Annotated in this window: 22 protein-coding genes; 8 read left to right on the forward strand and 14 right to left on the reverse strand. The window is 58.7% G+C overall.

Annotated features, from left to right (window positions below; translation table 11 throughout):
* Positions 1-15: 15 nt before the first annotated feature.
* Together rho and hemJ are read right to left on the reverse strand one after the other, a co-directional pair.
* Positions 16-1,287 (reverse strand): transcription termination factor Rho, encoded by a 1,272-nt coding sequence (rho, locus tag FD715_RS11785; RefSeq protein ID WP_147109813.1) that lies wholly within the window; start codon positions 1,285-1,287, stop codon positions 16-18.
* 123 nt (positions 1,288-1,410) lie between these two features.
* Positions 1,411-1,857 (reverse strand): protoporphyrinogen oxidase HemJ, encoded by a 447-nt coding sequence (gene hemJ / locus FD715_RS11790; RefSeq protein ID WP_147109815.1) that lies wholly within the window; start codon positions 1,855-1,857, stop codon positions 1,411-1,413.
* 411 nt (positions 1,858-2,268) lie between these two features.
* On the opposite strand from hemJ, the gene FD715_RS11795 reads away from it, so the two are divergent.
* Genes FD715_RS11795 through dnaQ form a run of 4 tightly spaced genes read left to right on the forward strand, consistent with a single transcriptional unit; the run spans position 2,269 to position 4,999 of the window.
* On the forward strand, positions 2,269-2,868 hold the full coding sequence (locus tag FD715_RS11795; protein WP_147109816.1) for a nucleoside triphosphate pyrophosphatase: 600 nt from the start codon (positions 2,269-2,271) through the stop codon (positions 2,866-2,868).
* Positions 2,869-2,884: 16 nt separating this feature from the next.
* The gene (locus tag FD715_RS11800; protein ID WP_147109818.1) at positions 2,885-3,715 is read left to right on the forward strand and encodes a shikimate dehydrogenase; all 831 of its coding nucleotides are present in this window, start codon (positions 2,885-2,887) and stop codon (positions 3,713-3,715) included.
* Positions 3,712-4,305 carry a dephospho-CoA kinase gene (coaE, locus tag FD715_RS11805; RefSeq protein WP_147109820.1) on the forward strand — a complete coding sequence of 198 codons (594 nt, stop codon included), beginning with the start codon at positions 3,712-3,714 and terminating at the stop codon, positions 4,303-4,305. The genes FD715_RS11800 and coaE overlap by 4 nt, the downstream gene beginning before the upstream one ends.
* Entirely contained in the window at positions 4,298-4,999 is a 702-nt protein-coding gene (gene dnaQ / locus FD715_RS11810; protein ID WP_147109822.1) for a DNA polymerase III subunit epsilon, read from the forward strand. The genes coaE and dnaQ overlap by 8 nt, the downstream gene beginning before the upstream one ends.
* Before the next feature lie 33 nt (positions 5,000-5,032).
* On the opposite strand, the gene secB is transcribed toward dnaQ, so the two are convergent.
* Complete coding sequence (gene secB, locus FD715_RS11815; protein ID WP_147109824.1) at positions 5,033-5,518, reverse strand: protein-export chaperone SecB; 486 nt, start codon at positions 5,516-5,518, stop codon at positions 5,033-5,035.
* Between the two features lie 61 nt (positions 5,519-5,579).
* Positions 5,580-6,047 (reverse strand): FxsA family protein, encoded by a 468-nt coding sequence (locus FD715_RS11820; protein ID WP_147109826.1) that lies wholly within the window; start codon positions 6,045-6,047, stop codon positions 5,580-5,582.
* A gap of 115 nt (positions 6,048-6,162) precedes the next feature.
* Between FD715_RS11820 and FD715_RS11825 the strand changes: the two genes are divergently transcribed.
* From FD715_RS11825 to FD715_RS11835, 3 genes are read left to right on the forward strand one after another with little or no spacing between them, the layout of a single operon-like run.
* Positions 6,163-6,822: a Tim44/TimA family putative adaptor protein gene (locus tag FD715_RS11825; RefSeq protein ID WP_147109828.1), complete on the forward strand. Its 660-nt coding sequence runs from the start codon at positions 6,163-6,165 to the stop codon at positions 6,820-6,822.
* Between the two features lie 41 nt (positions 6,823-6,863).
* Positions 6,864-7,853 carry a murein transglycosylase A gene (locus FD715_RS11830; protein ID WP_147109830.1) on the forward strand — a complete coding sequence of 330 codons (990 nt, stop codon included), beginning with the start codon at positions 6,864-6,866 and terminating at the stop codon, positions 7,851-7,853.
* Positions 7,850-8,440 (forward strand): Smr/MutS family protein, encoded by a 591-nt coding sequence (locus FD715_RS11835; RefSeq protein ID WP_147109832.1) that lies wholly within the window; start codon positions 7,850-7,852, stop codon positions 8,438-8,440. The genes FD715_RS11830 and FD715_RS11835 overlap by 4 nt, the downstream gene beginning before the upstream one ends.
* On the opposite strand, the gene FD715_RS11840 is transcribed toward FD715_RS11835, so the two are convergent.
* The 4 genes from FD715_RS11840 to hslV all read right to left on the reverse strand — a co-directional run bounded on the left by FD715_RS11840 (position 8,423) and on the right by hslV (position 12,747).
* On the reverse strand, positions 8,423-9,661 hold the full coding sequence (locus FD715_RS11840) for a nitrate/nitrite transporter (RefSeq protein ID WP_223274848.1): 1,239 nt from the start codon (positions 9,659-9,661) through the stop codon (positions 8,423-8,425). The genes FD715_RS11835 and FD715_RS11840 overlap by 18 nt on opposite strands.
* Complete coding sequence (locus FD715_RS11845) at positions 9,658-10,758, reverse strand: alpha/beta hydrolase (protein WP_147109834.1); 1,101 nt, start codon at positions 10,756-10,758, stop codon at positions 9,658-9,660. Before FD715_RS11845 ends, FD715_RS11840 begins: the two co-directional genes overlap by 4 nt.
* A 54-nt stretch (positions 10,759-10,812) precedes the next feature.
* Positions 10,813-12,120, reverse strand: coding sequence for an ATP-dependent protease ATPase subunit HslU (gene hslU / locus FD715_RS11850; protein WP_147109836.1), 1,308 nt, complete (start codon positions 12,118-12,120; stop codon positions 10,813-10,815).
* Between the two features lie 69 nt (positions 12,121-12,189).
* Positions 12,190-12,747, reverse strand: coding sequence for an ATP-dependent protease subunit HslV (gene hslV / locus FD715_RS11855; RefSeq protein WP_147109838.1), 558 nt, complete (start codon positions 12,745-12,747; stop codon positions 12,190-12,192).
* Positions 12,748-12,833: 86 nt separating this feature from the next.
* Between hslV and FD715_RS11860 the strand changes: the two genes are divergently transcribed.
* Positions 12,834-13,805 carry a phosphotransferase gene (locus FD715_RS11860; RefSeq protein WP_189799474.1) on the forward strand — a complete coding sequence of 324 codons (972 nt, stop codon included), beginning with the start codon at positions 12,834-12,836 and terminating at the stop codon, positions 13,803-13,805.
* A 51-nt stretch (positions 13,806-13,856) separates the two neighbouring features.
* Here FD715_RS11860 and trxA read toward each other — a convergent pair whose 3' ends face one another.
* From trxA to tsaE, 6 genes are read right to left on the reverse strand one after another with little or no spacing between them, the layout of a single operon-like run.
* Positions 13,857-14,177, reverse strand: coding sequence for a thioredoxin (gene trxA, locus FD715_RS11865; RefSeq protein ID WP_147109841.1), 321 nt, complete (start codon positions 14,175-14,177; stop codon positions 13,857-13,859).
* A 38-nt stretch (positions 14,178-14,215) separates the two neighbouring features.
* Complete coding sequence (gene addA, locus FD715_RS11870; RefSeq protein ID WP_147109843.1) at positions 14,216-17,533, reverse strand: double-strand break repair helicase AddA; 3,318 nt, start codon at positions 17,531-17,533, stop codon at positions 14,216-14,218.
* A complete protein-coding gene (addB, locus tag FD715_RS11875) occupies positions 17,530-20,481 on the reverse strand; it encodes a double-strand break repair protein AddB (RefSeq protein WP_147109845.1) in 2,952 nt (983 codons plus the stop codon). The genes addA and addB overlap by 4 nt, the downstream gene beginning before the upstream one ends.
* On the reverse strand, positions 20,474-21,142 hold the full coding sequence (locus tag FD715_RS11880) for a nucleotidyltransferase family protein (RefSeq protein ID WP_147109847.1): 669 nt from the start codon (positions 21,140-21,142) through the stop codon (positions 20,474-20,476). Before FD715_RS11880 ends, addB begins: the two co-directional genes overlap by 8 nt.
* Positions 21,142-22,161 carry an aminoglycoside phosphotransferase family protein gene (locus FD715_RS11885; protein ID WP_223274850.1) on the reverse strand — a complete coding sequence of 340 codons (1,020 nt, stop codon included), beginning with the start codon at positions 22,159-22,161 and terminating at the stop codon, positions 21,142-21,144. Before FD715_RS11885 ends, FD715_RS11880 begins: the two co-directional genes overlap by 1 nt.
* Positions 22,154-22,627, reverse strand: coding sequence for a tRNA (adenosine(37)-N6)-threonylcarbamoyltransferase complex ATPase subunit type 1 TsaE (gene tsaE / locus FD715_RS11890; protein ID WP_147109851.1), 474 nt, complete (start codon positions 22,625-22,627; stop codon positions 22,154-22,156). Before tsaE ends, FD715_RS11885 begins: the two co-directional genes overlap by 8 nt.
* Positions 22,628-22,656: the final 29 nt, after the last annotated feature.

Below are 22,656 nucleotides of genomic sequence, written 5' to 3' on the forward strand. Positions count from 1 at the left end.
CCTCCGGCGACTGGATCAGGTGTTCATGGAGTCGAAGAATTCGCTGTTCGTTTTGGTCTGCTTCAACTTCGAGATCAGGAACTCAATGGCGTCGGTTGTTCCCATCGGGTTCAAGATGCGCCGCAAGACAAAGGTCTTGGCCAAGTCTGTCTTGTCGACAAGCAGATCCTCTTTACGCGTCCCGGATTTGAGAATGTCGATAGCCGGGAACACACGCTTGTCGGCGATTTTGCGATCCAAAACGATCTCGGAGTTACCGGTGCCTTTAAACTCTTCAAAGATCACCTCGTCCATCCGGCTGCCCGTTTCAATCAGACCGGTCGCGATGATGGTCAGCGATCCGCCTTCTTCGATGTTACGCGCAGCACCAAAGAACCTCTTGGGCCGTTGCAGGGCGTTTGCGTCAACACCACCAGTCAGCACCTTACCTGACGATGGCACCACGGTGTTGAATGCTCTACCAAGTCTTGTGATCGAGTCCAAAAGGATAACAACATCTCGCTTATGTTCGACCAGTCTCTTGGCTTTCTCGATGACCATTTCCGAAACGGCAACGTGACGCGTGGCCGGCTCGTCAAAGGTAGAGCTCACCACCTCGCCCTGAACAGACCGCTGCATGTCGGTCACCTCTTCGGGCCGCTCGTCGATCAGCAGGACAATCAGATAGCACTCGGGGTGATTTTCTTCGATGCTGGACGCGATGTTCTGCAGAAGGACCGTCTTACCGGTCCGCGGCGGCGCCATGATCAAAGACCGCTGCCCTTTGCCGATCGGAGCAACCAGGTCGATGATTCGCGCAGACCGGTCTTTGGTCGTCGGATCTTTCTTCTCAAGCGTCAAACGTTCGTCGGGATAAAGCGGCGTCAGGTTATCGAAAGCGATCTTATGCTTCGCACGCTCGGGCTCTTCAAAATTGATCTTGGTCGCGTTCGTCAGAGCAAAGTAACGCTCGTTGTCATCTGGCGCCTTAATCACCCCTTCGATGGTGTCCCCGGTGCGTAGCGAATATTGCCGGATCATCTCGGGCGAGACATAGATGTCGTCGGGACCAGGCAGATAGTTTGCCTCGGGCGAGCGCAGAAAGCCAAAGCCGTCCTGAAGCACTTCAAGCACGCCATCGCCCGAAATCTCCCATCCCTCATCCGCGCGTTCACGCAGGATCTGGAACATCATTTCGCCCTTACGCATGGTCGAGGCATTTTCGATCTCAAGCTCTTCTGCCATGGCAAGAAGGTCTTTAGGACTTTGTGCCTTGAGGTCAGCAAGGGCGAGGCGTTCTGCGGTCATGTGGGTATACTTGGCCCGCTGTGATCCAGCGGTGCGCGTCCAATCAAATGTGAAAGCTGTATGCGGTCCCCGGACGGGGTGCGAGCCAGCACATAGGCATTGTGTTGACCGGAGTCAATGAGATCAGAATTTCACGACGACCGACAACACGATCAGGACCATCAAAAGGGTCGGCACCTCATTCATCATCCGGTACTGTCGACCGGTCTTGACCGGGCCACCGGCGGCAAAGGCCTTGCGCTGTGTGCTCAGCCAGCCATGGAAGCCCGACATTGCAAGAATCCCAATCAGCTTGGTCCAAGGCCACACCGCGCCCCAATCAATCACGCCCGGAATTGCCGCAAGCACAAGGCCGAACACCCATGTGGCAATCATCGCCGGGTTCATGATGACCTTCAGCAGTTTATATTCCATGGTTTGAAACAGGGCATGTGTCTCCCCCTCAAGACCCACGCTTTCAGTGTGGTAGACATAGAGGCGTGGCAGGTAGAACAGCGCAGCCATCCAGGCAATCACAGACATGATGTGAAATGCCTTGATCCAGGGATAAAGGGAGATGATGAAGTCCATGTCTGAGCCTGTCCGTGACGTCCGGGGCCACCCTTATAAATAAATATAAGAAAGAAAAGAGATGATGATTTTGTAGGGATCTGGATTTCTGTGGATTATGCGTTTGTTCACGCAGTCTCCCACCGTGGGACAGGTTTCGTCGTTTTGTCCAAGGTAGTCGAAAGTTGGATATAAAATTTTTAAAAACAAATACTTATAACGAAATTGAATGTGTGGGTGTTGTGGACAAATCTGTGTTCAATGTCTGGCAGTGTGACTTATCCCCACGTCACAACTTGTCCTTACCCATGGGGTATGAATGCTTGGCAAAGCGTGCGTTCCGGACCGAAGATCGGCACCCTTGATTGAAGTGCCTTGCCTTCGCCGTATTGATCCCACACTTCGGTGGTCGCAACACACAGGGATATCCACATGACCACCCCCATTGTTCTCGCATCTGGGTCTTCTATCCGGGCACAGCTCTTGCGGAATGCGGGTGTGGCATTTGACGTCGCAGTGCCACGCGTGGACGAACATGCGATCAAGGAAGCATTGATCGCAGAGGAGGCATCGCCCCGCGATATTGCGGATGCGTTGGCCGAAATGAAAGCGCGCAAGATTGCAGACAAAGTGCCCGGTGCCATGGTGATCGGATGTGATCAGATTCTGGCTTTTGACGGGCGCATTCTTTCGAAGCCGGTTGATCAGGACGATGCCGCACATCAGTTGCGTGCCATGAGAGGAGAGCGGCACATGCTCTTGTCCGCGGCTGTCATCTATCACGAGGGAAAGCCGATCTGGCGGCATGTCGGTCAGGTGCGACTGCGCATGCGGCAGGTGTCAGACGACTACCTGAATGACTACATTGACAGAAATTGGGATGACATCCGCCACTCAGTTGGCGCATATCAACTTGAGGCCGAGGGGGTGCGCCTGTTTCACAGCGTTGAAGGGGACTATTTCAATGTCCTGGGAATGCCGCTGTTGGAACTTCTTGCCTTCCTGACGCTGCGTGGGGTGATCGACGGATAATCAAAGGCGGATAGGAATGAGCGACAAAATTCCTTTGGCGGGCGTCATCGGAACGCCCATAGCACATTCAAAGTCCCCGCAATTGCACCGCCACTGGCTGAAAACGCTTGGGCTGAAGGGTGACTACATCCCAATGGATGTTGCAGCGCAGGACCTGGAGGTCGTCTTGCGCACCTTGCCCAAGGCAGGATTTGTGGGCGTGAACATCACCATTCCCCATAAGGAAGCAGCGCTTGAGATTGCGGATCTTGTCACAGATCGGGCGATTCTGATCGGTGCCGCGAACACATTGATCTTTCGGAAGGACGGTCAAATCCACGCCGACAACACGGATGGGTACGGGTTCATCGAAAACCTGAAGGCCGGTGCACCTGATTGGAATCCAACAGCAGGGCCGGCGACCGTGTTGGGCGCAGGCGGTGCTGCGCGGGCGGTTCTTGCTTCGCTTTTGGATGCGGGTGTGCCGGAGATTCTACTGACCAACCGAACGCGGGTGCGCGCCGAAAAACTGGCAGATGATTTTGGGAAAAAGGTGTCAGTCGTAGATTGGGTTCAGGCTGGCAACGTTCTGGAGGATTCAGCGCTTGTCGTGAACACAACGTCTCTGGGTATGATTGGAAAGCCTGCCATGCGGGTGCCGCTGGATGGGCTGCGCGCGGGCACAATCGTGACTGATCTGGTCTATGCGCCGCTCAAGACTGATTTGCTGGCTGCCGCCGAAGCGGCAGGTTGCGTCGCTGTTGATGGTTTGGGGATGCTCTTGCATCAGGCGGTTCCGGCCTTTGAACGGTGGTTTGGTCATCGACCGGTCGTTGATAGCGCCACACGTGCCGCGGCACTGCGATGACATTCAAACTTGGCCTGACCGGCTCGATCGGGATGGGAAAATCAACGACAGCGGCATTGTTTACCCAAGAAGGTTGTGCGGTGTGGGATGCGGATGCGGCCGTCCACCGATTGTACGATGTCGGGGGTGCTGCCGTTGCAAAGATCCGGGCGTATTTCCCGGATGCTATAACAAACGGATCCGTATCCCGTGAGAAACTGCGCGGGATCATATCAAACGATCCAACGGCACTGAAAACCATAGAAGCGATTGTACACCCGCTCGTCGTGAAAGATCGAGAGGACTACTTGGCCGCCGTCGATGCCGAAATCGTGGTTTTTGACATTCCGCTTTTGTTTGAGACGGGTGGCGACCGCACCATGGATGCTGTTGCGGTCGTTCACGTGGATGCTGCAACCCAGCGCGCTCGGGTCCTCGCACGTGGTTCGATGACAGAGGCGCAGTTTGAAACCATCTTGGCAAAACAAATGCCAAGTGCGGAAAAATGCGCGCGCGCAGACTTTGTGATCAAGACGGACACGGTTGAACATGCGCGTGCACAAGTTCATTCTGCGGTCCAACAGATCAGGGGCAGGCTTAAAGATGCGTGAAATCGTTCTGGATACAGAGACCACGGGGTTTGATCCGCAAAGCGGTGACCGCATCGTTGAGATTGGTGCTATCGAACTGATCGGTCACGTCCCGACAACCAATGTTTTCCATGAATACATCGACCCTGAACGGGCCATGCCGCAAGAGGCGTTCGAGGTGCATGGCCTTGGCGATGACTTTCTGCGCGGCAAACCAAAGTTCGCCGAATTGGGTCAAAAATTCGTAGACTTCATCGGCGACGCAAAACTGGTGATCCACAACGCAGCCTTTGACATGAAGTTCCTGAATGCCGAGCTGAAGTGGATGGGTTTGCCTGAAATTCCGTTTGATCGGGCCATCGACACATTGGACATCGCACGCCGCCGGTTCCCGGGTTCCCCCGCATCACTCGACGCGCTGTGCCGTCGCTTTGGTATCGACAACTCGGCGCGTACCTTGCACGGGGCGCTGCTCGACAGTGAAATTCTGGCCGAAGTGTATCTGGAACTGATCGGGGGGCGGCAGCCTGATTTCGGTCTGTCCACCGTTGGCGGCGGCAACGTGGGTGCTGTTGAAGTCGAAGCGTGGATACCTCCAGCGCGCCCGCGCACCTTGCCCACACGTATTACAAGTGAAGAAGCGGCAGCCCACGCGGCCTTTGTTGACACGTTGGGGGACGACAGTCTGTGGCCCAAACAAAAAAGCCCGGTGTGAACCACCGGGCCTTTTTCATTACATTTGGCCGGATTAGTTGACGGGTTCGGAGGACGCAGCCTCTTTCTGCCGACGTGCAATCTCGTTCCGATAAAGCGAAACGAAGTCGATGTTTTCCAGGTTCAGGGGTGGGAAACCACCGTCGCGCGTGATGTCGCTGACAACGCGACGCAGGAACGGGAAAATCATGCGCGGGCACTCGATCAACAGGAACGGGTGCATCTGATCTTCTGGCACGTTTTCGATGTGGAACATGCCGACATAGTCGATCTCCAGAACAAACAGAACGGCATCACCTTCCTTTGCCTTGGAAGTCACGTTCAGCTTGATCGAGCATTCGTACTGGTTGTCCTGGGCGCGTTTCTTTGCATCCAGGTTCACCTGAACCTGAACGTCGGGCTGAACGTCCGCCGAGGCACCTTTTTGGGACACGATGTTTTCAAATGACATGTCGCGAATGTATTGGCCCAAAACGCGCATCTGCGGCGCAGCGGGCTGTGTGGCTTGTTCTTCGGCCATCTGGGTTCTCTCCGAGGTCAATAAAATGTCAAAGCTGTGGTAACAGCTTGGCCCGTTGGCCTCAATGCTTGGTCCAGCCGGAGGGGCCACGAACTTCGCGCTGCTCCGGGTCAACTTCGGTAAATTCACCGTCGACAGTGTTCGGATCGGCTTGGCGCGCGCCATGCGTCGTAAATGTCGCGACCTTGACGCGTGATCGGGCCCAATGGAAGACGGCGAGGCGCACGCCCGGCACCAAAAGCGCGAAGCCCACCGCGTCAGTAAAAAACCCTGGGGTTAGCAGCAAAGCACCGGAAAACAGGATCATTGCACCATGCGCCAGTGCCTCACTGGGGTCGCGCATTTGATTGAATGACGACTTCACCTGACCAAGCGCTTGCATGCCCTGCGCCCGGACCAGCATGGTGCCCAAAACGGCGGTGATGACGACAATCAGCAGGGTCCAGCCAAGACCAATCGCCCCTCCGATCTGAATGAACAGGGCAATCTCGATCAGCGGAACCAGAAGAAAGGCCAAAAACAGCCACATCCAAGCAATCCTTTCGTTTTCCACAGGGGGCCGTACAGTGGACTTGCACCCTTTACGCACCTACATAAGGGTCCGACGGCGCAATCGCCACCCGACCCCGAATGACGAGGATTTAATGAACTCTCCGCTTATCCAGTTGCTGGTGCTTGCAGGCATCGCCGTTTTCCTGATTTTGCGCCTGAAAAACGTGTTGGGGACACGCGAAGGGTTCGAGCAGCCTCCGGTGCCAAAACAGGCGAGCGACCGGTTGAACCGGCCCGACCTTGAGGTGATCGAGGGCGGTCCCGACCTGGACATCACCGACCACGTGGAAGAGGACAGTGCTGCCGCCAAAGCGCTGGCAGAGATGAAGCGGGTCGAACCATCCTTTCACGTCGCTGAGTTTCTGGGCGGCGCCCGTGGTGCGTATGAGATGATCGTGATGGGGTACGAACACGGCAATTTGGCCGATATCCAGCCGTTCCTGTCCGAAGAGATCTACGAATCCTTCGTCGATGGGGTTGCCGCGCGCGAAGACCAGGGCTTGACGATTGAGGCGGAGTTTGTCGGTGTGCGCGAGCTTAAACTGATGGACGCCACATTCGACCCCGACACCAATGAGGGCGAACTGACGATCCGCTTTGTCGCAGAATTGAAATCCGCTGTTCGCGATCAGGGTGGAGATATCGTAGAAGGTAGCCTGACTGAGGTGAAGCGGCAGAAAGACACATGGGCCTTCTCCCGAACGATGGGTGCGGACGATCCGAATTGGATATTGGTATCGACCGACGCATAATTCGGTTTTGGGTCTCGGCTGTCTGCGCAGCATTCTGGGCCATGACCGCCGCTGCCTCTGACATCAAATACACCGTTCTTGATTTTGCGTCCCTCGACGGTTGGGGGCAAGACGACCATGCGGCTGCACTCACGACCTTTCGCAACACGTGCCAGGATATGGATGATCCTGATTGGACGTCGCTGTGTGCCCTGGCCGGTGACGTTCCGGATGCGCGGGCGTTCTTTGAACTCTTCTTCCGGCCTGTTTTGATCGAAGATGGGCAGCCTGCCCTGTTCACTGGCTATTTTGAGCCGGAGTTAGACGGATCGCTGACACGCAGTGCGCGCTACCGCTATCCTGTTTATGCCATGCCGCCCGAAGCGCGTGCTATTCGCCCTTGGCTGACACGGCGGCAGATCCTGGAAGGGCCGTTCTTGCAGGGCCGCGGGCTGGAGATTGCGTGGGTTGATGACCCGGTTGAGCTGTTCTTTCTTCAGATCCAGGGGTCTGGACGAATCCGATTGCCAAGCGGGCAGATGATCCGTGTTGGGTATAGCGGTTTTAACGGGCACGAATATCGGTCGGTCGGTGCGGAGCTTGTGCGCCGTGGCACCTATGCCGCGCATCAGGTCAGCGCGCAGGTCATTCGCAACTACGTGCGGCGCAATCCCGATGTTGGAAAAGAGTTGCTGTATCACAACCCGTCCTATGTGTTCTTTCGCGAGGTGAGCGAGGTCCCCGCCGAACGTGGGCCATTGGGTGCTATGAACAGGTCGATTACAACCATGCGATCTATTGCCGTTGATCCAAAATTCGTGCCGCTGGGCGCGCCGGTCTGGATTGAAAAGGACGGGGCGGACCCGCTGCGGCGCTTGATGATTGCGCAGGATACCGGCTCGGCCATCAAGGGCGCCCAGCGCGCCGATGTGTTCTTTGGTACCGGTGATGAGGCCGGGCGTGCGGCCGGTCGTTTGCGCGATCCTGGGCGCATGATGGTGCTGATGCCGATACAGCGCGCCTATGCACTGCTGCCCGAGGGTGCGATATGACACGTCGCAAGTTGCGGCCAGAGGAAGAAGACCTGTGGCGAAAGGTGGCGGACAAAACGGATCGCCTGCATCCCGAAAAGCCGTTCCACCCGGATGATTTCGTAACGACACCGCCACCCGCGCCGCGATCCCGACCGATGTTCGAGGTTGCGCCAGCGAGGTCTACCGCACGCACGTCAGGGGCGAAAACATCGGTCAACCTCACGCCATCCATCGTGGATCAGGTCGCGGCGCAGCCAGTGCAGATGGACCGCAAAGCCTTTGCCCGGATGAAACGCGGGAAGTTGCAGCCCGAAGGCAAGCTGGACCTGCATGGCTTGACAACCGACCGTGCCCACCCGGCTTTGACCCGCTTTATCATGTCGGCACACGGTCAGGGAAAACGGCTGGTTCTGGTGGTGACGGGCAAGGGCAAGCATCGCGATGACGACGGACCGATCCCGGTGCGCTTTGGCGTGTTGCGGCATCAGGTGCCGCAATGGCTGTCGATGCCACCCTTGTCGTCTGTCGTTTTACAGGTGACCCAAGCCAATGTACGGCATGGCGGTGGTGGAGCCTATTACGTCTATCTACGCAGGCAGCGGTAAGCTGCGCCGGGCGCGCGAGATGCCAGTCCACATGCAGAATGACGCCAGAACAAAGTAAGCGGCAACGCCGATGTATTGCGTGTTCAAGGGGATCCCAAGGTCGATCAATACACCAGTGATCAGAGGCCCGATTGCAGAGCCCAAAACCATGACCGCCGCTGCCATCGCCTTGATGGACCCGATAAAGCGTGTGCCGTAGAATTCGGCCCAGAAGGCATTGGGAAAGGTTGAATTGGCCCCTGTGGTCATGGCGAAAAACACGAGGCCAACCGCCACCATCGCAAGCTGATCTGCCCAGGCAAAGCAGAGGAAGGCCGCGATGAGAGGCACCTGGTAGAACGGGATCAACCGTGCCGTACCGAAACGGTCAAGCGCGAAGCCGGACAGAACCATCGCACCGATGCCGACGCCGGTGTAGACTGGAAAAAGTGCGACCAGTGACAGATGCGTCCAGCCATTAACTTGCGCGTAATGCGCCTGCTGAAAGAAAAAAGCAGTACCGAGGGCCGAAAGGCCGAGCAGTGCGGGTACCATGAACCAGAATAACGGGTGGCTTAGCGCTTGGGTCCGCGTCCAGTGCCGGGCGTCCATTCCGGTGGCTTGATCCTGCGTGGTCATGGACTGCGGCGTGCGTTCTTCACGCAAAAGCCTTGAAAGCGCTGGAACACCCAGCAGGGCACTGCCGGCTGCAATCATCCAAAGCATGCGCCAATCCAGAACAGTCATCAGCGATACAAACACCACTGGCAAAATCGCCTCGCCCAGGGAAAATCCCAATGTGGCAACCGCCAAGGCGCGCCCGCGCGTGGCGACAAACCAGCGTGCCATCGCCACGATGGCGATGTGACTGGTCATGCCCTGCCCCATGAGTCGCAGTGCAAAAATCACAACGGGTAGGATCATCACGTAAGGATTGATGGCCATCGCAAGACAAGACATGACCAGCACGGCCACGCCCAATGTCCGGGCGCGGAACTGATCCGTCAGGCCACCCGCCCACACCATGACGAGGGCAGAGGCCGTCGTGCCCAGCGCATACATGGCGCCCCAACTGCCATGCGTCAGCCCGAACTCGTCCTGAATCTGGCCAGCGAAAATCGAAATGAAAAAGGTTTGCCCGAACGAGGATAGAAGGGTGAGCAGCGCGCCTGCCGCAAGCCATTGGCGGTTGTGCTTGAGGAATGTGCCAATGGGTTCCGGTCGGCGCAGCGTGTCTGTCACCGCGCCTCACTGGTCACGATGTCGGTTTGCGTTTGGCGCACCGGCGCTCTGACGCGGCGCGCACCGGGGATTGTCAGAACTGTGCCGGGACGCCCACGCAGGAATTCGCGATCCAGGTCCGATGATCTCCGTAGCAGCTGGATCAGCGCGGGCGATCCCCCGGCGACAAAGTGGTTGCCGGACTTTCGGTCGGTGAAGGCCGTGACATCCACCACCGTGATCGGCAAATCCGCGACCGCATCAGCGTTCTGAATATTGCCCAGTTGCGATTTTTCGCCCCTCAATCGCGATGACACGCGCAGGATCGCATCCTTGCGCGACACCATGACGACAAACGGGTCCGGCGCCTTTTCGATGCGGGAAAACTGGCTGCGAAAGACATCCACGTTGATGTCCGGTGACAACAGGATAACGGCATTGATGTTGCGCCCCGTCCAACCGGGTTCCGCGATTTCAAGTTGGCGCAGGGTTTCCATCACCAGTGCACTGCCCATGGAATGCGCCACAAGAATGATGTCAGGTTGTCCGGCAGATCGGATCAGGCGCAGAAGATCGGCAAGGCCATCGCGGGCAAACAGCGCGCTGTCCTGATCATATTCATAGCCCAAAGGGTTCCCACGGCTTGGCCAGGAATAGGTTACATGTGTTCCGGGTATCTCAAGATCTTCGGTCAATTGAGCCAGGCGAAAGGCCGAGTCTGAAAAGCTGTTGTTGAACCCGTGAACGAACAGTGTCACTTCGCGCTGATCGTGTGGCTGGGCCAATATGTCGGCCTCGAGCGATGCGCGGAAACTCTGATCCGATGGAAAATGGTCAAGCCCGGCAATGACAAAATCGCGATCCGGTTTCGGTCGGTCCTGCCCGTCCGACACAGAGCCCAGCGCGCGACCCGGAGGAATCGACACGGTCGCCTGCAAAAGGTTCAGGGTCTTTGATCGACCAATCCCGTATTCACCGGCGCCATTGATCCCCCGCGTTGTGCCGACAAATACGGTCCGGTTTGTGCCGATGTCCAACGCCGAGGGAATGATGGGCGCCGCCGTTCTGTCACTGCACGACGCAAGCGCAAGGATCAGGACCAACAGTAGTGCGCGCATTCCAAATCCTTATCCGCTCAATACCCCCGATGTACCCGAGCGAATGGAAAACGGCTAGAGCACGTATCGGCTGACATCCGTGGATCGCGCAAGTTCGCCGAGATGCGTTTCGACAAACTCCGCGTCAACTATGATGCTGTCCCCGGCCCGATCTGGCGCGGTGAATGACAGCTCTTCGAACACACGTTCCATCACCGTATAGAGCCGTCGTGCGCCAATGTTTTCGATGCTTTTGTTCACCTCGGCCGCGATGCGGGCCAAGGCGCGAATGCCTTCCGGCTCGAAGGTGACAGTAACCTCTTCAGTCTTCATCAGCGCGGTGTATTGGAGGGTCAGAGCGTTGTCCGTCTCTTCCAGGATGCGGACAAAGTCATCCTCGGTCAGGTCGCGCAATTCGACCCGGATGGGCAAGCGGCCTTGCAGCTCGGGCAACAGGTCGGAGGGCTTTGCGATGTGGAAGGCGCCCGAGGCAATGAACAGGATATGGTCGGTTTTGACCGGGCCATGTTTGGTGCTGACGGATGTGCCTTCGATCAGGGGCAGCAGGTCGCGCTGAACGCCTTCGCGGCTGACATCCGCACCGCGCGCGTCGGACCGTGCACAGACTTTGTCGATCTCGTCCAGAAAGACGATGCCATTCTCCTGGACCGCTTCAAGCGCTGTCTTGGTCACGGTTTCATCGTCCAGAAGCTTGTCCGCCTCTTCGCCGATCAAAACTTCGTAGCTTTGCGCGACGGTTAGCTTTTTGCGGACAGTGCGCCCGCCAAGTGCTTTGCCGAAAATATCGCCCAGGTTCATCATGCCCATGCCGCCGCCAGGCTGCCCGGGGATATCCATGGTGGGGAACGGATTGCTGGTATCGGCCACTTCCAGCTCGATCATCGTATTGTCAAGCTCACCCGCCTTCAGCTTTTTGCGGAACATTTCGCGCGTCCCTTCCCGCGCGTCCGTCCCGGCAATCGCTTCGATGACGCGATCCTCGGCGGCCTTATGAGCGTTTGCCTTGACGTCTTCGCGCATGTGGTCGCGGGTCTGGGCAATGGCCGCGTCGACAAGGTCGCGGATGATCTGTTCCACATCCCGGCCAACATAACCCACCTCGGTAAACTTGGTCGCCTCGACCTTGAGGAACGGTGCGCGCGCCAGCTTGGCCAGGCGGCGGCTGATCTCCGTCTTGCCCACGCCGGTGGGGCCAATCATCAGGATGTTTTTGGGATAAACCTCATCCCGCAGGTCGTCACCAAGCTGTTTGCGGCGCCAGCGGTTGCGCAGGGCCACGGCCACGGCGCGCTTGGCGTCTTTTTGTCCAATGATGAAACGATCAAGTTCCGAGACGATTTCGCGGGGAGTCAGGTCAGTCACAAGCGGCTCGTTTGTTACAAGTGTCCCGCCTTACCTATGCGAAAACAGCCGAAACGCAACGACTGTCGGTCACTTGCCGATCTTCTCGACTGTCAGATTGCCGTTGGTGTACACGCAGATGTCCGCTGCAATCTGCATCGCATCCCGCGCCACGGCTTCGGCATCGCGGTCGCTGTCCATCATGCCCCGCGCAGCGGCGAGCGCGTAGTTGCCGCCTGATCCGATGGCGGTCACATCATGTTCGGGCTCCAATACGTCGCCGGCCCCGGTGATGACGAACATGTCGGCACCGTCGGACACGATCAGCATCGCTTCGAGTTTTTGCAGGTACTTATCGGTGCGCCAGTCCTTGGCCAATTCGACACTGGCTCGAGCCAATTGGCCGGGTGTCGCTTCCAGTTTCGCCTCCAGCCGTTCGAGCAATGTGAAGGCGTCAGCCGTCGATCCGGCAAATCCGGCCACGACGTCATAGCCGCCGGGGCTGAGCCGCCGCACCTTGCGGGCCGTACCCTTGATCACGGTCTGGCCAAGCGAGACCTGCCCGTCCCCGGCAATCACAACCTCGCCCCCCTTCTTCACGCCGATGATCGTGGTCCCGTGCCATCCGGGAAACTCTGAGCTGGCCATGTCACACACTCCTTGATGTTGTGCCTTTTATGCGCGGTTCGCTTGGTGCCTTCAATCCGGTGCCGCGTTGTGATCATCTTTGGCCCATGGTATTTGATCGAAAAGATAGACGGGTCACGCAGGCTCTGGCGCGCTGGGCAGAGGTCGCGCCGACGCTTGGTTTTCAGCCGGGCGCATTTCGGCACAAGTTGATCTGGCAAAAGGACGAAAAGACGCGCAGCCACATTGTTCTAAGGCTGAAGGGCCCGCGCGCGCTGATCATCAAGCAGGTCACGCAGGGCGCCGCGGACAAGTCGCTTTCAGATACAGTCAATGCCTTGCGCGACGCGCATCAACGGCTTTTGAGCCATACAAAGGCACATGCACCCGAAGTTCTGTTTTCAACCGAGACCGGCGATTTCATCGTGATGACTGAGGCCACCGGACGCACTTTCGAAGAGCATGTGAACAAGGGGCGCACGCATGGTGCGATGTTGAAGCGGGTTGGCGCATGGCTGTCGGCTTTCCATGGCAGTGGCCCGCTGGAACGGCGGACATATCAGCCAAGTTTTATGGTTGGGCATATCGAAAGGATGCAAAAACTGGTCGAAGATGACCCCACGCTGGTCGCGGAACCCGATCACTTCATTGCTTGTTGCAAGGCTGTTCCAAAACTGGCGGAAGCCGCGGAAGGGCGGCAGACATATTCTGCTTCAAAGCATGGGGATTTTAACGTCAGAAACATCCTCTTGGGTCCGGATGGTGAAACCGGCCTTGATTTCAAGCCGCCGGGTTCCGCGCCTGTTGGTTTTGATATTGTCCGTTTCCTGATGGACTATGCCGAGCTTTTTCAACCACTCCCAAAGGGTCAGCTGCTGACGCAAGATACGCTTGATGCGTTTTTCAATGGCTACACCCTGGTTGATCCTGATGATCCGGCGGTGCGGTTTCTTCCCTATGTTCAGTTGCTGAACGACTGGAAGGCGATACCGTCTGATCCGCAAGAGCGTAGTTGGCGGCAACGGGCGCGCATGGCCAATATCTCTGCGCTTGCAACAACGGCTTTTGGCGCAGAATAAAAAACGGCCCCGATAGAGGGGCCGCTTTCCAAACTATAGTCCCGTTCAGGATCAGATGCTGTCTTCGATCCAGCTTTGCAGCGCTGCCTTGGGAGCCGCACCTGCGCGGTTCGAGATCACTTCGCCATTCTTGAAGATGAACAGAGCGGGAATGCCGCGCACCCCCATCTGCGCGGGCGAGTTGGGGTTCTCGTCCACATTGACCTTGGCGATCTTGATCTTGCCTTCCATCTCGGCGGACAGCTCTTCCAGAGCGGGGCCAATCTGTTTGCACGGGCCGCACCATTCGGCCCAGAAGTCCACCACGACGGGGACATCGGAATTTTTGACTTCGGCGTCAAAAGTCGCGTCAGTGACTGCCACGGTTGCCATGTGAGTTCTCCTGCCAGGCTCAAGCGTAGGGTCGCAACCTAGGTATCGCCCACAGCATCGTCAAGATATTGAGTGCGTGCGAGAGCCGCTGTCACGATATCGTGCGGAAGCGGCATCAATTCACCCGTATGGGTCCACAGTATGCTGAGTTGAATGTCGCGGTCCGGGTAAATCTGAGCGATTGCATAGGCATAAGCCCCCATTTGGCGCAACACACCTTCCGGGGTTTGATGCGGCTCTTTCGGTACAACGCGGTTCGTCTTGAAATCCACGATATGGATCGTGGTTGGAGTGATGTGTAGTCGGTCAATTGTGCCGTGCAGTCGGGCGTGGCCAAGCGGCGCGGTCACTGGCACTTCGGCCAGCACATCGTCAGCGAAAAGCCAGCCGAGATTGGCATCGGTCAGCACGCGCCGCGCCTGCTGTTCGGCCTCGACCTTCAGCGCGTCGCTCAACTCGGCTTCTGCCAACACATGTGCGGTGGCACCTGGCATCTCAAGCAAAGCGTGCACAACAGTGCCGAACCTCTTGGCCGTCTCTTCATCCAAACCATCACCGGGAAGGGCCTTGGCCCCTCCGAGATCTGAGGGTGACACCGTTTCACGCTCTTTCTGTGCCTTTGGCGCGGCATCCTTGAACAGTGTTGGCATCATTGGCGCTTCAGTGACTTGCGCCTCCATGTCCTGCTGCGGCGTCAGTGACCAGTTGCCATGCTCCACCCTCAATCCGGCGCCGACCGGTGTTTCAAGGGCGGCAGCGCCCATGTTCTCCATTCCCGCTTGCACCCGTTGGTGCCAATCACTTCCTTCCTTGCTCAACTCGCCCGCTGCACCGACGATCAGCCACTTTTCAGCCCGTGTGAGAGCCACATAAAGCAGTCTCAAGGATTCCTCGCGTTGGGCGGCTTTCATCTCTTCAAGACGGTCCGACATGCGTGCTGGCAGTTGGCCGGACGGCATTTTCCACACAGGCGTTTGGTTGATGTCGATGATTGCATCGCGAATTTGAACATCCCGTTTGCCGCATTCGGGCAGGATCACCACGGGCGCTTCCAGGCCTTTAGACCCGTGCACCGTCATCACGCGGATCTGGTTCGATGCGCTGTCGATCTGGCGTTTGACCTCAAGATCATCCGTTTCCATCCAGGTCAGGAAACCGGTCAGGCTGGGCACTTCGTTGCGTTCGTAGGACAGGGCCTGAGACAGCAGCGCGTTGATCCCATCCTCTGCCTCTGACCCAAGCCGCGCCAGCATATGCTGGCGCCCGCGATGGCGCGTCAGGACACGTTCGATCAGATCGTAGGGCCGCAGGAAATCCACGTTGTTGCGCAAATCGCGCAGGATAGAGATTGTTTGAGGATATGTGTCGGTTTTCGTCCGTAGCGCGCGCCACAGTTCATCCCCTGTCCGGTGATGCGCCAGCGTAAACAAATCCTGCTCTGACCAACCGAACAAGGGCGAGCGCAGGGCGGTGGCGAGGGACAGACTGTCCTCGGGCGTGGCAAGAAAGGCCAGCAGTGCCGCCAGATCGCGCACCGCCGTTTCCGCGCCAACCTTCAAACGGTCTGCACCTGCGATGGGCAGGTTCAATTCCTTGCAGGCGCGGATGATGTCGGGAAAGATACCTCCGCGCCGCTGCACGAGGATCAGAATATCGCGCGGTTGAATGGGCCGAGGACCGTCCTTGTGCGGGATCAAAACGGTGTCGTCCAGCATCTGTTTGATGTGCCCGGCCACCGCCATGGCGAGGGTGCGAAACTGGTGTTCCGGGCTCCGACGGTCCACTGGGTCGAACCAATCACGCTCCGGCGCCTTTTCCGGTTTCGGAACCAGCGGCCACAGATCAACCCGTCCGGGCAGGTCCGTGTTGAAGGCGATATGCGACCCGCCAGCAAAGCCTGCATCCGTTTCGTCCTGGAACACCTTGTCGACCAGATTCAGGATCGCGGGCGATGAGCGGAATGAGAAATCAAGGCTTCGATCCCACAGCTTTTGGCCGGATTCGCCCAATTTAGAGCCGAATTCAAGCTGCATTCGGTCGAATTCCCTCGGGTCGGCGCCCTGGAAGGAATAGATCGACTGTTTCTTGTCCCCGACCACGAAAATGGTCCGCGTGACGTCAACGCGCGCCCCCTCACCGCTTGAAAATTCTTCGGCCAGCCGTCGAATCACGTCCCATTGCAGTGGGCTTGTGTCTTGCGCCTCATCCACCAGGATGTGATCAATCCCGCCATCAAGCCGGTACAGCACCCAGGCCGCCACGCGATCATCGCTGAGCAACTGTTGCGCCTTCTGGATCAGGTCATCGAAATCCAGCCATCCGCGCCGTTTCTTTGCCTCAGAATAAAGGGCGGCAAAGCGATGTGCGAAACGATGCAGCGCCACAGTGTGTTCGGCCGCCTCCAGCGCGAGACGCGCGTCGCGTGCTGCCTCCACCCGTTCGATCAACGCCTCAAGCTGCGGCATGAGATGCGCGGCCTGTGTTTGCGTACCCTTTGTCGGAAAACGCTTTTTCCGTGTGCCCGCCTGAGTCAGGAATGCTGCTTCGGCCATCGTTACGCTCGATGGGTCAAGCGACACCATTTCTTTCAGGATGTCCCCAACCGCCCTATCCGTCACACCCTGTCCGGCGAGGATCGGCACCAACTCTTCCAACATCGGCCAATCGGTAGGTGCGAATGTCATGTCGACCAGACGCTCGCGCGTCAGATCACGGGGATGCCCAAGTAACTCTACGGCATCACTCAAATTGAGGTCGCGATAGCCCGTGCCACCCACGATCTCTCGGGTCAGGAACAGAAAGTCCTCACCCTTGTACTGCCGCGCAATACCGGCCAGCACATCGGCATCAGGACCGTCCGCCATCTGGTCCACAAGCTCGGCCCGCAACAGGTCGGCGGCGCGATCCTCAATCTCTGTAAACTGAGGACTTACGCCTGCTTCGAGCGGAAAGCGTCGTAATAGAGACGCACAAAACGAGTGGATCGTCTGAATTTTTAACCCGCCCGGCGTTTCAATCGCGCGGGCAAAGAGGGTGCGGGCCTGGCGCAACCCTTCTGCCGTCGGAGCGCGGGGCAAGCCAAGCTCGGCCAGTTCTTTCTGCAGTTCATGGTCATCCAGCATCGCCCAGGCGCCGAGGCGCTGGAACAGGCGGTTCTGCATCTCGGACGCCGCCGCCTTTGTATAGGTCAGGCACAGGATGTGCTGCGGTTGGACATCTTCAAGCAGCAGGCGGGCGACGCGGTCGGTCAGAACACGGGTCTTGCCCGATCCCGCATTTGCCGACAGCCATGTCGATTGCATTGGCTGCGCCGCTTCCTGCTGGCGCAGTGTTGCGTCATGGAAGGCGGCGGTCATATCAGCACCTCCGGCACAGCATCTTGCGTGACATCCCATTCACCGAACCGGGCAAGCTGGTCGTAATCCCGCGCCTCGCGATCTTCGTAAAGCGCCCGGCGCGAGGTGTAGCCTTTGTCGCCCTCCAGATACGCGCCAAGAAGGCCGACGAGATCTGCCAGAACCTGCCCAGGCGGTTCCTCCTCCAGCGGCGCGTCTTCGATCTTGGGGGTGCTGCCCATCCCGATGAATTGCGCTGCACGGATGGGTCGGGGGCCAAGGGCGGCAAAGCCCCCTTCCTCCACCATCGCCGCCTCGATCAGCAGCTGTTTGTCAAAGTGCCTTTGCTGATCCTTCGTGGGCGGTGAACCGGTCTTGTAATCATACAGGATCACGGCACCGCTCTCGTCTACGTCAATCCGGTCTGCGCGTCCTTCCAGTTCCGTGCGGATCGCCGTCAATGTCAGCTTTCCAACGGCTTCGTTCTCGAACAGGGTCGGCGTCGCGCGCATCTGGCGCACCTGTTCCGTCTCGACAATCCACGCCGCTGCGCGCTCGAAACGGGCGAGCCACAAAGCGCGTGCCGCGGGCCAGGGCACATCGCGCTTTAGAACGTGCCGGGCGTGCTGCATCAGCGCGTCGGTGGTCAGGTTTTCTGTGTTCGTCATCGTATCGCGCACAAACCGTTCCATCACGTCATGCGACAGGATTCCGCGCAGCAGGGCATCCGGTGTCTGAACCAGTGGCCGCAACGCTCGCAGCCTTAGCACGTGCTTGGCGTAGGTTGCGTATGGGTCACGGATCAGCGTCTGTATCTCGGTCACCGTCAGACGACGGGGCCGGGCCGCGACCGGTGGGCAAGGTGAGGGGCGGTGCGCCTTTAGCGCGGCGGGCGCTGCATCAAGCTGCCGTGCCAATCCAAGCCAGTGATCGCCACGCGCCCGCATGGTTGTCCAATGATCGGGATGCCCGGATGCGACGAGGCCTTGCAACAGGTTGCGCAACCGGTTCATCCATCGGGACGGGACCGTCTCTGCGTCGTCCGATCGGATTGAGCGGGTCAACCACACCTCTGGCGCAGCGATGGCTTGCTGAAAGTCGTGAGCCGACAGACCAATACGGCGTTCTGGCAGCAGCAGGCCCGCATCGAAACGCATTTTCCGGTTCAGCCACGGGTCGGGCGCTGGCGCTTCGGGCCATGTGCCGTCGTTAAGTCCGGCGAGGATCACAAGATCTGCACCTTGCACCCGCGCCTCAAGCGTGCCCCAGATCATGATGTTTGGGTGTGGGGTGTCGCGGTCGCGCACGTCGTCGCCTTGCCGTAGGGCGGTGGCGATCAGACTGCCATAGTCCCGCGCGGACAAGTCACCGCCATGGGGTGCGGCGTCCGAAAGACTGTCCATGACCTTGCGCGCGGCCTGACCCGCCTTTTTCTGCCACAGCTCGCCCGCGTCCGTTCCGCCTGGTCCCTGCGCCAGCGCCTCGGCCAAGGCGCGATGGCGTGTGACCCAGGTTTCGAGCGGTAGCAAGCCTGCCGTCTCGCACTCACACAGCAGGCTCGCGACCCAGTCGGCCCAGGGCGCAATCTCATCGACCGCGCGCGTTGACTTTTGCGCGCACAGTTTCAGGCTGTCGGCCTCGGGATAGGGCAGCCCATCCTTGCGCATCCGCAGTTCTAGACGCTGGGTGTTCAACTGGTGCAGGTTGCGGTTGGCACCCGAGTGGGTCAACGGATGCTTGAGCAACGTGAGCAGCGCTTCGGCGTCCAGCGTTGCCTGGAACAGCCCCGCAACATGCCGGAGGAAGCGGCCCGGCGGTGACAGATGAAGCGGGGTTCCTGCGCTGTCGTCTGGCACAAGGTCCCACCGGTCAAGGGCTGCCGTCACCTGGCGGGTCAACATACGATCCGGCGTGATCAAGGCGGCCTTTTGCCCGTCTTCAGCGGCCTGTCTCAAGCGCATGGCGATTGCGATGGCCTCTGCGCGTGGGGTGTCAGCCTCGATCAGTGTGACGGCGTCGGTTGCGGCATCCAGGTCCAGCAGCTTTGGCCCCTCGTCCCGCCACGCATCCGTCACCGGCGCTGGGCGCAGTGCCAGCGAAACAAGCGTGTTGCGTGGTTGGGATGCAGGCGGCAGGTCGGTCCATGGCGCGACATCGGATGGGTGCATATCCAGCGCGTCGCACAGGTGCTGAAACCGATATTGCGGGTGGTCTTCGGCTGTTTTGTCGTCGACCAGAGTATCCCAGACGTGGCGCGGCATGTGAGTGTCGAGACCGGGCAGGATCACGGCGCCTTGAGGCAGGCGTGCGACCGCTTCCATCAGGTGCAAGGTTGTGCCGCGCGAACCTGTCGAACCGACGATCAGGATCGGGTCACGCGGTGGGTTCTCGGCCCAGTGTGCCGCGAGGCGCAGCACCATCTCCCGCTGTCGGGCTTCTGGATCCGGCGCGCTTTGGCTGTCGTTAATGTAGCGCTGCGCAATGGCAATGAACTGCTGGGCGCGCGCCCAGTGCCCCGACTGGTCCGACACGTCCAGTCGCGCGATGTCATCCGCGCTGACGCCTTCGCCCTGCATTTCGTCTAACAGAGTCGCCAGACTGTCAGCCAGATCGAACGGCCCCGCGTCCGGGGCCAATTCTGGCTGATTTTCGATCAAAGTCTTGATCAGTTGCGCCAACTCGAGGCGACGGCGAAGGGGTGTAGCCGCTGGGGGCATGGGCGCGTGCGGGCACAGATCGTCAATCTGCGTGATCATCCGAATGCGTGGCAGCAAGCGTGCCGGGCCTGCGTCAAAAAGGGCGCGCAACCTGCGGGCCATGCGGGTCGTGTTGACCAGAAGCGTTATGCGCGCCCACGCCTCTGGTGGCGCTGTTTCCAGCCGCGTTTCTAGGCCCCGCACCACCGCTAGTGGAAAGTCGACGCCAGGCGCGCATCCAAAGAGTCGTGCGCTGTCGCTTAGGTCAAACATGGTGTTGCCGCAAAGTATCTTCGGCAATGCGGATGCCTTCGGGTCGGCCCACATCGCACCAATGGCCGGGGTAAACGATGCCATGCAACCGCGCGTCTTTTGCCATCTCATTCCACACGACGTTCAGGGAAAAAGTGGCTTGCGGAACGTCGTGTAGCCGCGCGGTTTTCATGATCTGAACCCCGCCATAGACCAGATCGCCACCTCTATGCAGCCGGTTGTCTTCATCAAGGTGAAAGTCACCATCGCCGTCCCTCCCATGCACGCGGATCTTTGGAACACAGAGCAGCATGGCGTCCATGCGCGTCGGATCCCACGCCCCGAGCGCGATCTTGAGCGGGTTCGGCCCAATCCAGACGACATCCGGGTTCAGCGTTAAAACCGGATCGCTTTGAAGCAATGGAAGCGCATTGCGCAGCCCGCCACCTGTTTCAAGGATATCCGGCTCTTCGCGCACCGTGATGACGGGTTTATCCTTCAGATGCGCCTCAAGCATGTCAGGCAGGTAGTGCAGGTTGACCACCGTGCGGGGCGACTGCACCTCGGCCACAAGTCCAAGTGCGCGGTCGATCAGTGGCAGCCCTGCGACCTGGATCATGGGCTTCGGCTGCGATTTCGTCAGGTGCGTCATCCGCGTTCCGAAACCGGCGGCAAAGATCATTATGGCAGGGGTATCGTTTTGCATTGAGGCTTCAGGCTGTTGAGGATGTCTTGGGTCGGCCGCGGCAGATGCCCCTTGATCAGGTGGCCCAGATGCGATGCGCTGGGATGCGCGAGATTGGTCTCGATATGGTCCCAGACCCGAGGGATAAGATCGACGTAGTGCGGTTTGCCATACGCCAGTGACAGGCGCGCAAAGACGCCAAGTATGCGCAGATTGCGCTGCACTCCGAGCAGTGCATAGGCGTCATTGAATGCGTCAGCTTTGACGCCTGAACCGGCGATGTATCTAGTTAACATGGCGTGCTGAACATCCGGCGACACATCGCGCCTTGCATCCTGCAGAATCGAAACAAGATCATATGCCGGATGGCCCAGCATCGCATCCTGATAGTCAAGCAGGCCAACGCGCTGCACGCCTGACCGATCCGGCAGCCAGATCAGGTTCTCCGCATGATAGTCGCGCTGGATCAGGACCGGTGATGTTGTGTCCAGCGGTGCCAACGCATGCGCCATTGCAGTGGCAAAACTGTCTCGCGCCAACATGTCCACCGCTCCGGTCGCCCCACGCTGATACCAGTCGAAGGCAAGGCAAGCGACGTCAGTCATGGTCTCGGCATCGTATCGCGGCAGATCGGGCGCCGCCGCGCCATGCAGATGCAAAAGGACATCAATCGCGGCTTCATAAAGAGGTGTTTCAAGCGACGGCGTTGCGTGTATCAGACGCGCAAACAGGTCGTCGCCGAAATCCTCGATCAGAAGAAATCCGTTTTCGATGTCTTGGGCATAGACTTTGGGTGCCGACAATCCGGTCTGCCGTAGGGCTTGCGTGACATGGACAAAGGGGCGTACGTCCTCTCCTTTTTCTGGCGGCGCGTCCATGAGGATGCGTGTGTGCTCATCACGTGACAGGCGCTCGTACTTGCGGTTCGACGCGTCGCCAGCAACCAGCATGCGTGGCGCGTCCTCCCAGCCGATTCCTGCCAGAAAGCGGATTTTCAGTTTTGCGCGATCAGTCACGATAGGCCACCTCGCCCAATCGCTTGTCCCAGCGTGCGTCGGTCCAGGACAATTCAGCCGACCGCGCATCACCTTGAGGTTGGATGCTGATGGTCAGAGCGTGTTTTGGTGCCATATTGCCCAGCCGATCCGGCCATTCGACCAGGCAAATGGCGGTATCGAAAGCGTCGAACAGGCCCAATTCGTCAATCTCGCTATCTGTCGAAATCCGGTACAGGTCCGTATGCCACAACGGCCCGTTTTTCGTCTCATAGATTTGTACAAGGGTAAATGTGGGTGATGGCACGTCTTCCGGTGCGTTCAAAAGAGACTGGATCAAAGAACGGGCGAAATGGGTTTTCCCGGCACCCACATCGCCGTCCAGCAACAGCACGTCTCCCGGGTACAGGCTAGCGCCGATGGCACGGGCGGCAGATGCGGTGTCTTCCTCGGTCGGCCAATGCAGGTTCAGGGGGGTGGTCGTCATTCTGTCAACCTACCGCCATTGCCTGCCGC

The sequence above is a fragment of the Tateyamaria sp. syn59 genome, assembly GCF_007995245.1.
Lineage (GTDB): Bacteria > Pseudomonadota > Alphaproteobacteria > Rhodobacterales > Rhodobacteraceae > Tateyamaria.

Excerpts from the sequence above, each read along its gene's own strand:
- rho (WP_147109813.1), bottom strand. The coding sequence starts at position 1,287 with ATGACCGCAGAACGCCTCGCCCTTGCTGACCTCAAGGCACAAAGTCCT.
- hemJ (WP_147109815.1), bottom strand. The coding sequence starts at position 1,857 with ATGGACTTCATCATCTCCCTTTATCCCTGGATCAAGGCATTTCACATC.
- FD715_RS11795 (WP_147109816.1), top strand. The coding sequence starts at position 2,269 with ATGACCACCCCCATTGTTCTCGCATCTGGGTCTTCTATCCGGGCACAG.
- FD715_RS11800 (WP_147109818.1), top strand. The coding sequence starts at position 2,885 with ATGAGCGACAAAATTCCTTTGGCGGGCGTCATCGGAACGCCCATAGCA.
- coaE (WP_147109820.1), top strand. The coding sequence starts at position 3,712 with ATGACATTCAAACTTGGCCTGACCGGCTCGATCGGGATGGGAAAATCA.
- dnaQ (WP_147109822.1), top strand. The coding sequence starts at position 4,298 with ATGCGTGAAATCGTTCTGGATACAGAGACCACGGGGTTTGATCCGCAA.
- secB (WP_147109824.1), bottom strand. The coding sequence starts at position 5,518 with ATGGCCGAAGAACAAGCCACACAGCCCGCTGCGCCGCAGATGCGCGTT.
- FD715_RS11820 (WP_147109826.1), bottom strand. The coding sequence starts at position 6,047 with ATGTGGCTGTTTTTGGCCTTTCTTCTGGTTCCGCTGATCGAGATTGCC.
- FD715_RS11825 (WP_147109828.1), top strand. The coding sequence starts at position 6,163 with ATGAACTCTCCGCTTATCCAGTTGCTGGTGCTTGCAGGCATCGCCGTT.
- FD715_RS11830 (WP_147109830.1), top strand. The coding sequence starts at position 6,864 with ATGACCGCCGCTGCCTCTGACATCAAATACACCGTTCTTGATTTTGCG.
- FD715_RS11835 (WP_147109832.1), top strand. The coding sequence starts at position 7,850 with ATGACACGTCGCAAGTTGCGGCCAGAGGAAGAAGACCTGTGGCGAAAG.
- FD715_RS11845 (WP_147109834.1), bottom strand. The coding sequence starts at position 10,758 with ATGCGCGCACTACTGTTGGTCCTGATCCTTGCGCTTGCGTCGTGCAGT.
- hslV (WP_147109838.1), bottom strand. The coding sequence starts at position 12,747 with ATGGCCAGCTCAGAGTTTCCCGGATGGCACGGGACCACGATCATCGGC.
- FD715_RS11860 (WP_189799474.1), top strand. The coding sequence starts at position 12,834 with ATGGTATTTGATCGAAAAGATAGACGGGTCACGCAGGCTCTGGCGCGC.
- trxA (WP_147109841.1), bottom strand. The coding sequence starts at position 14,177 with ATGGCAACCGTGGCAGTCACTGACGCGACTTTTGACGCCGAAGTCAAA.
- addA (WP_147109843.1), bottom strand. The coding sequence starts at position 17,533 with ATGACCGCCGCCTTCCATGACGCAACACTGCGCCAGCAGGAAGCGGCG.
- addB (WP_147109845.1), bottom strand. The coding sequence starts at position 20,481 with ATGTTTGACCTAAGCGACAGCGCACGACTCTTTGGATGCGCGCCTGGC.
- FD715_RS11880 (WP_147109847.1), bottom strand. The coding sequence starts at position 21,142 with ATGATCTTTGCCGCCGGTTTCGGAACGCGGATGACGCACCTGACGAAA.
- tsaE (WP_147109851.1), bottom strand. The coding sequence starts at position 22,627 with ATGACGACCACCCCCCTGAACCTGCATTGGCCGACCGAGGAAGACACC.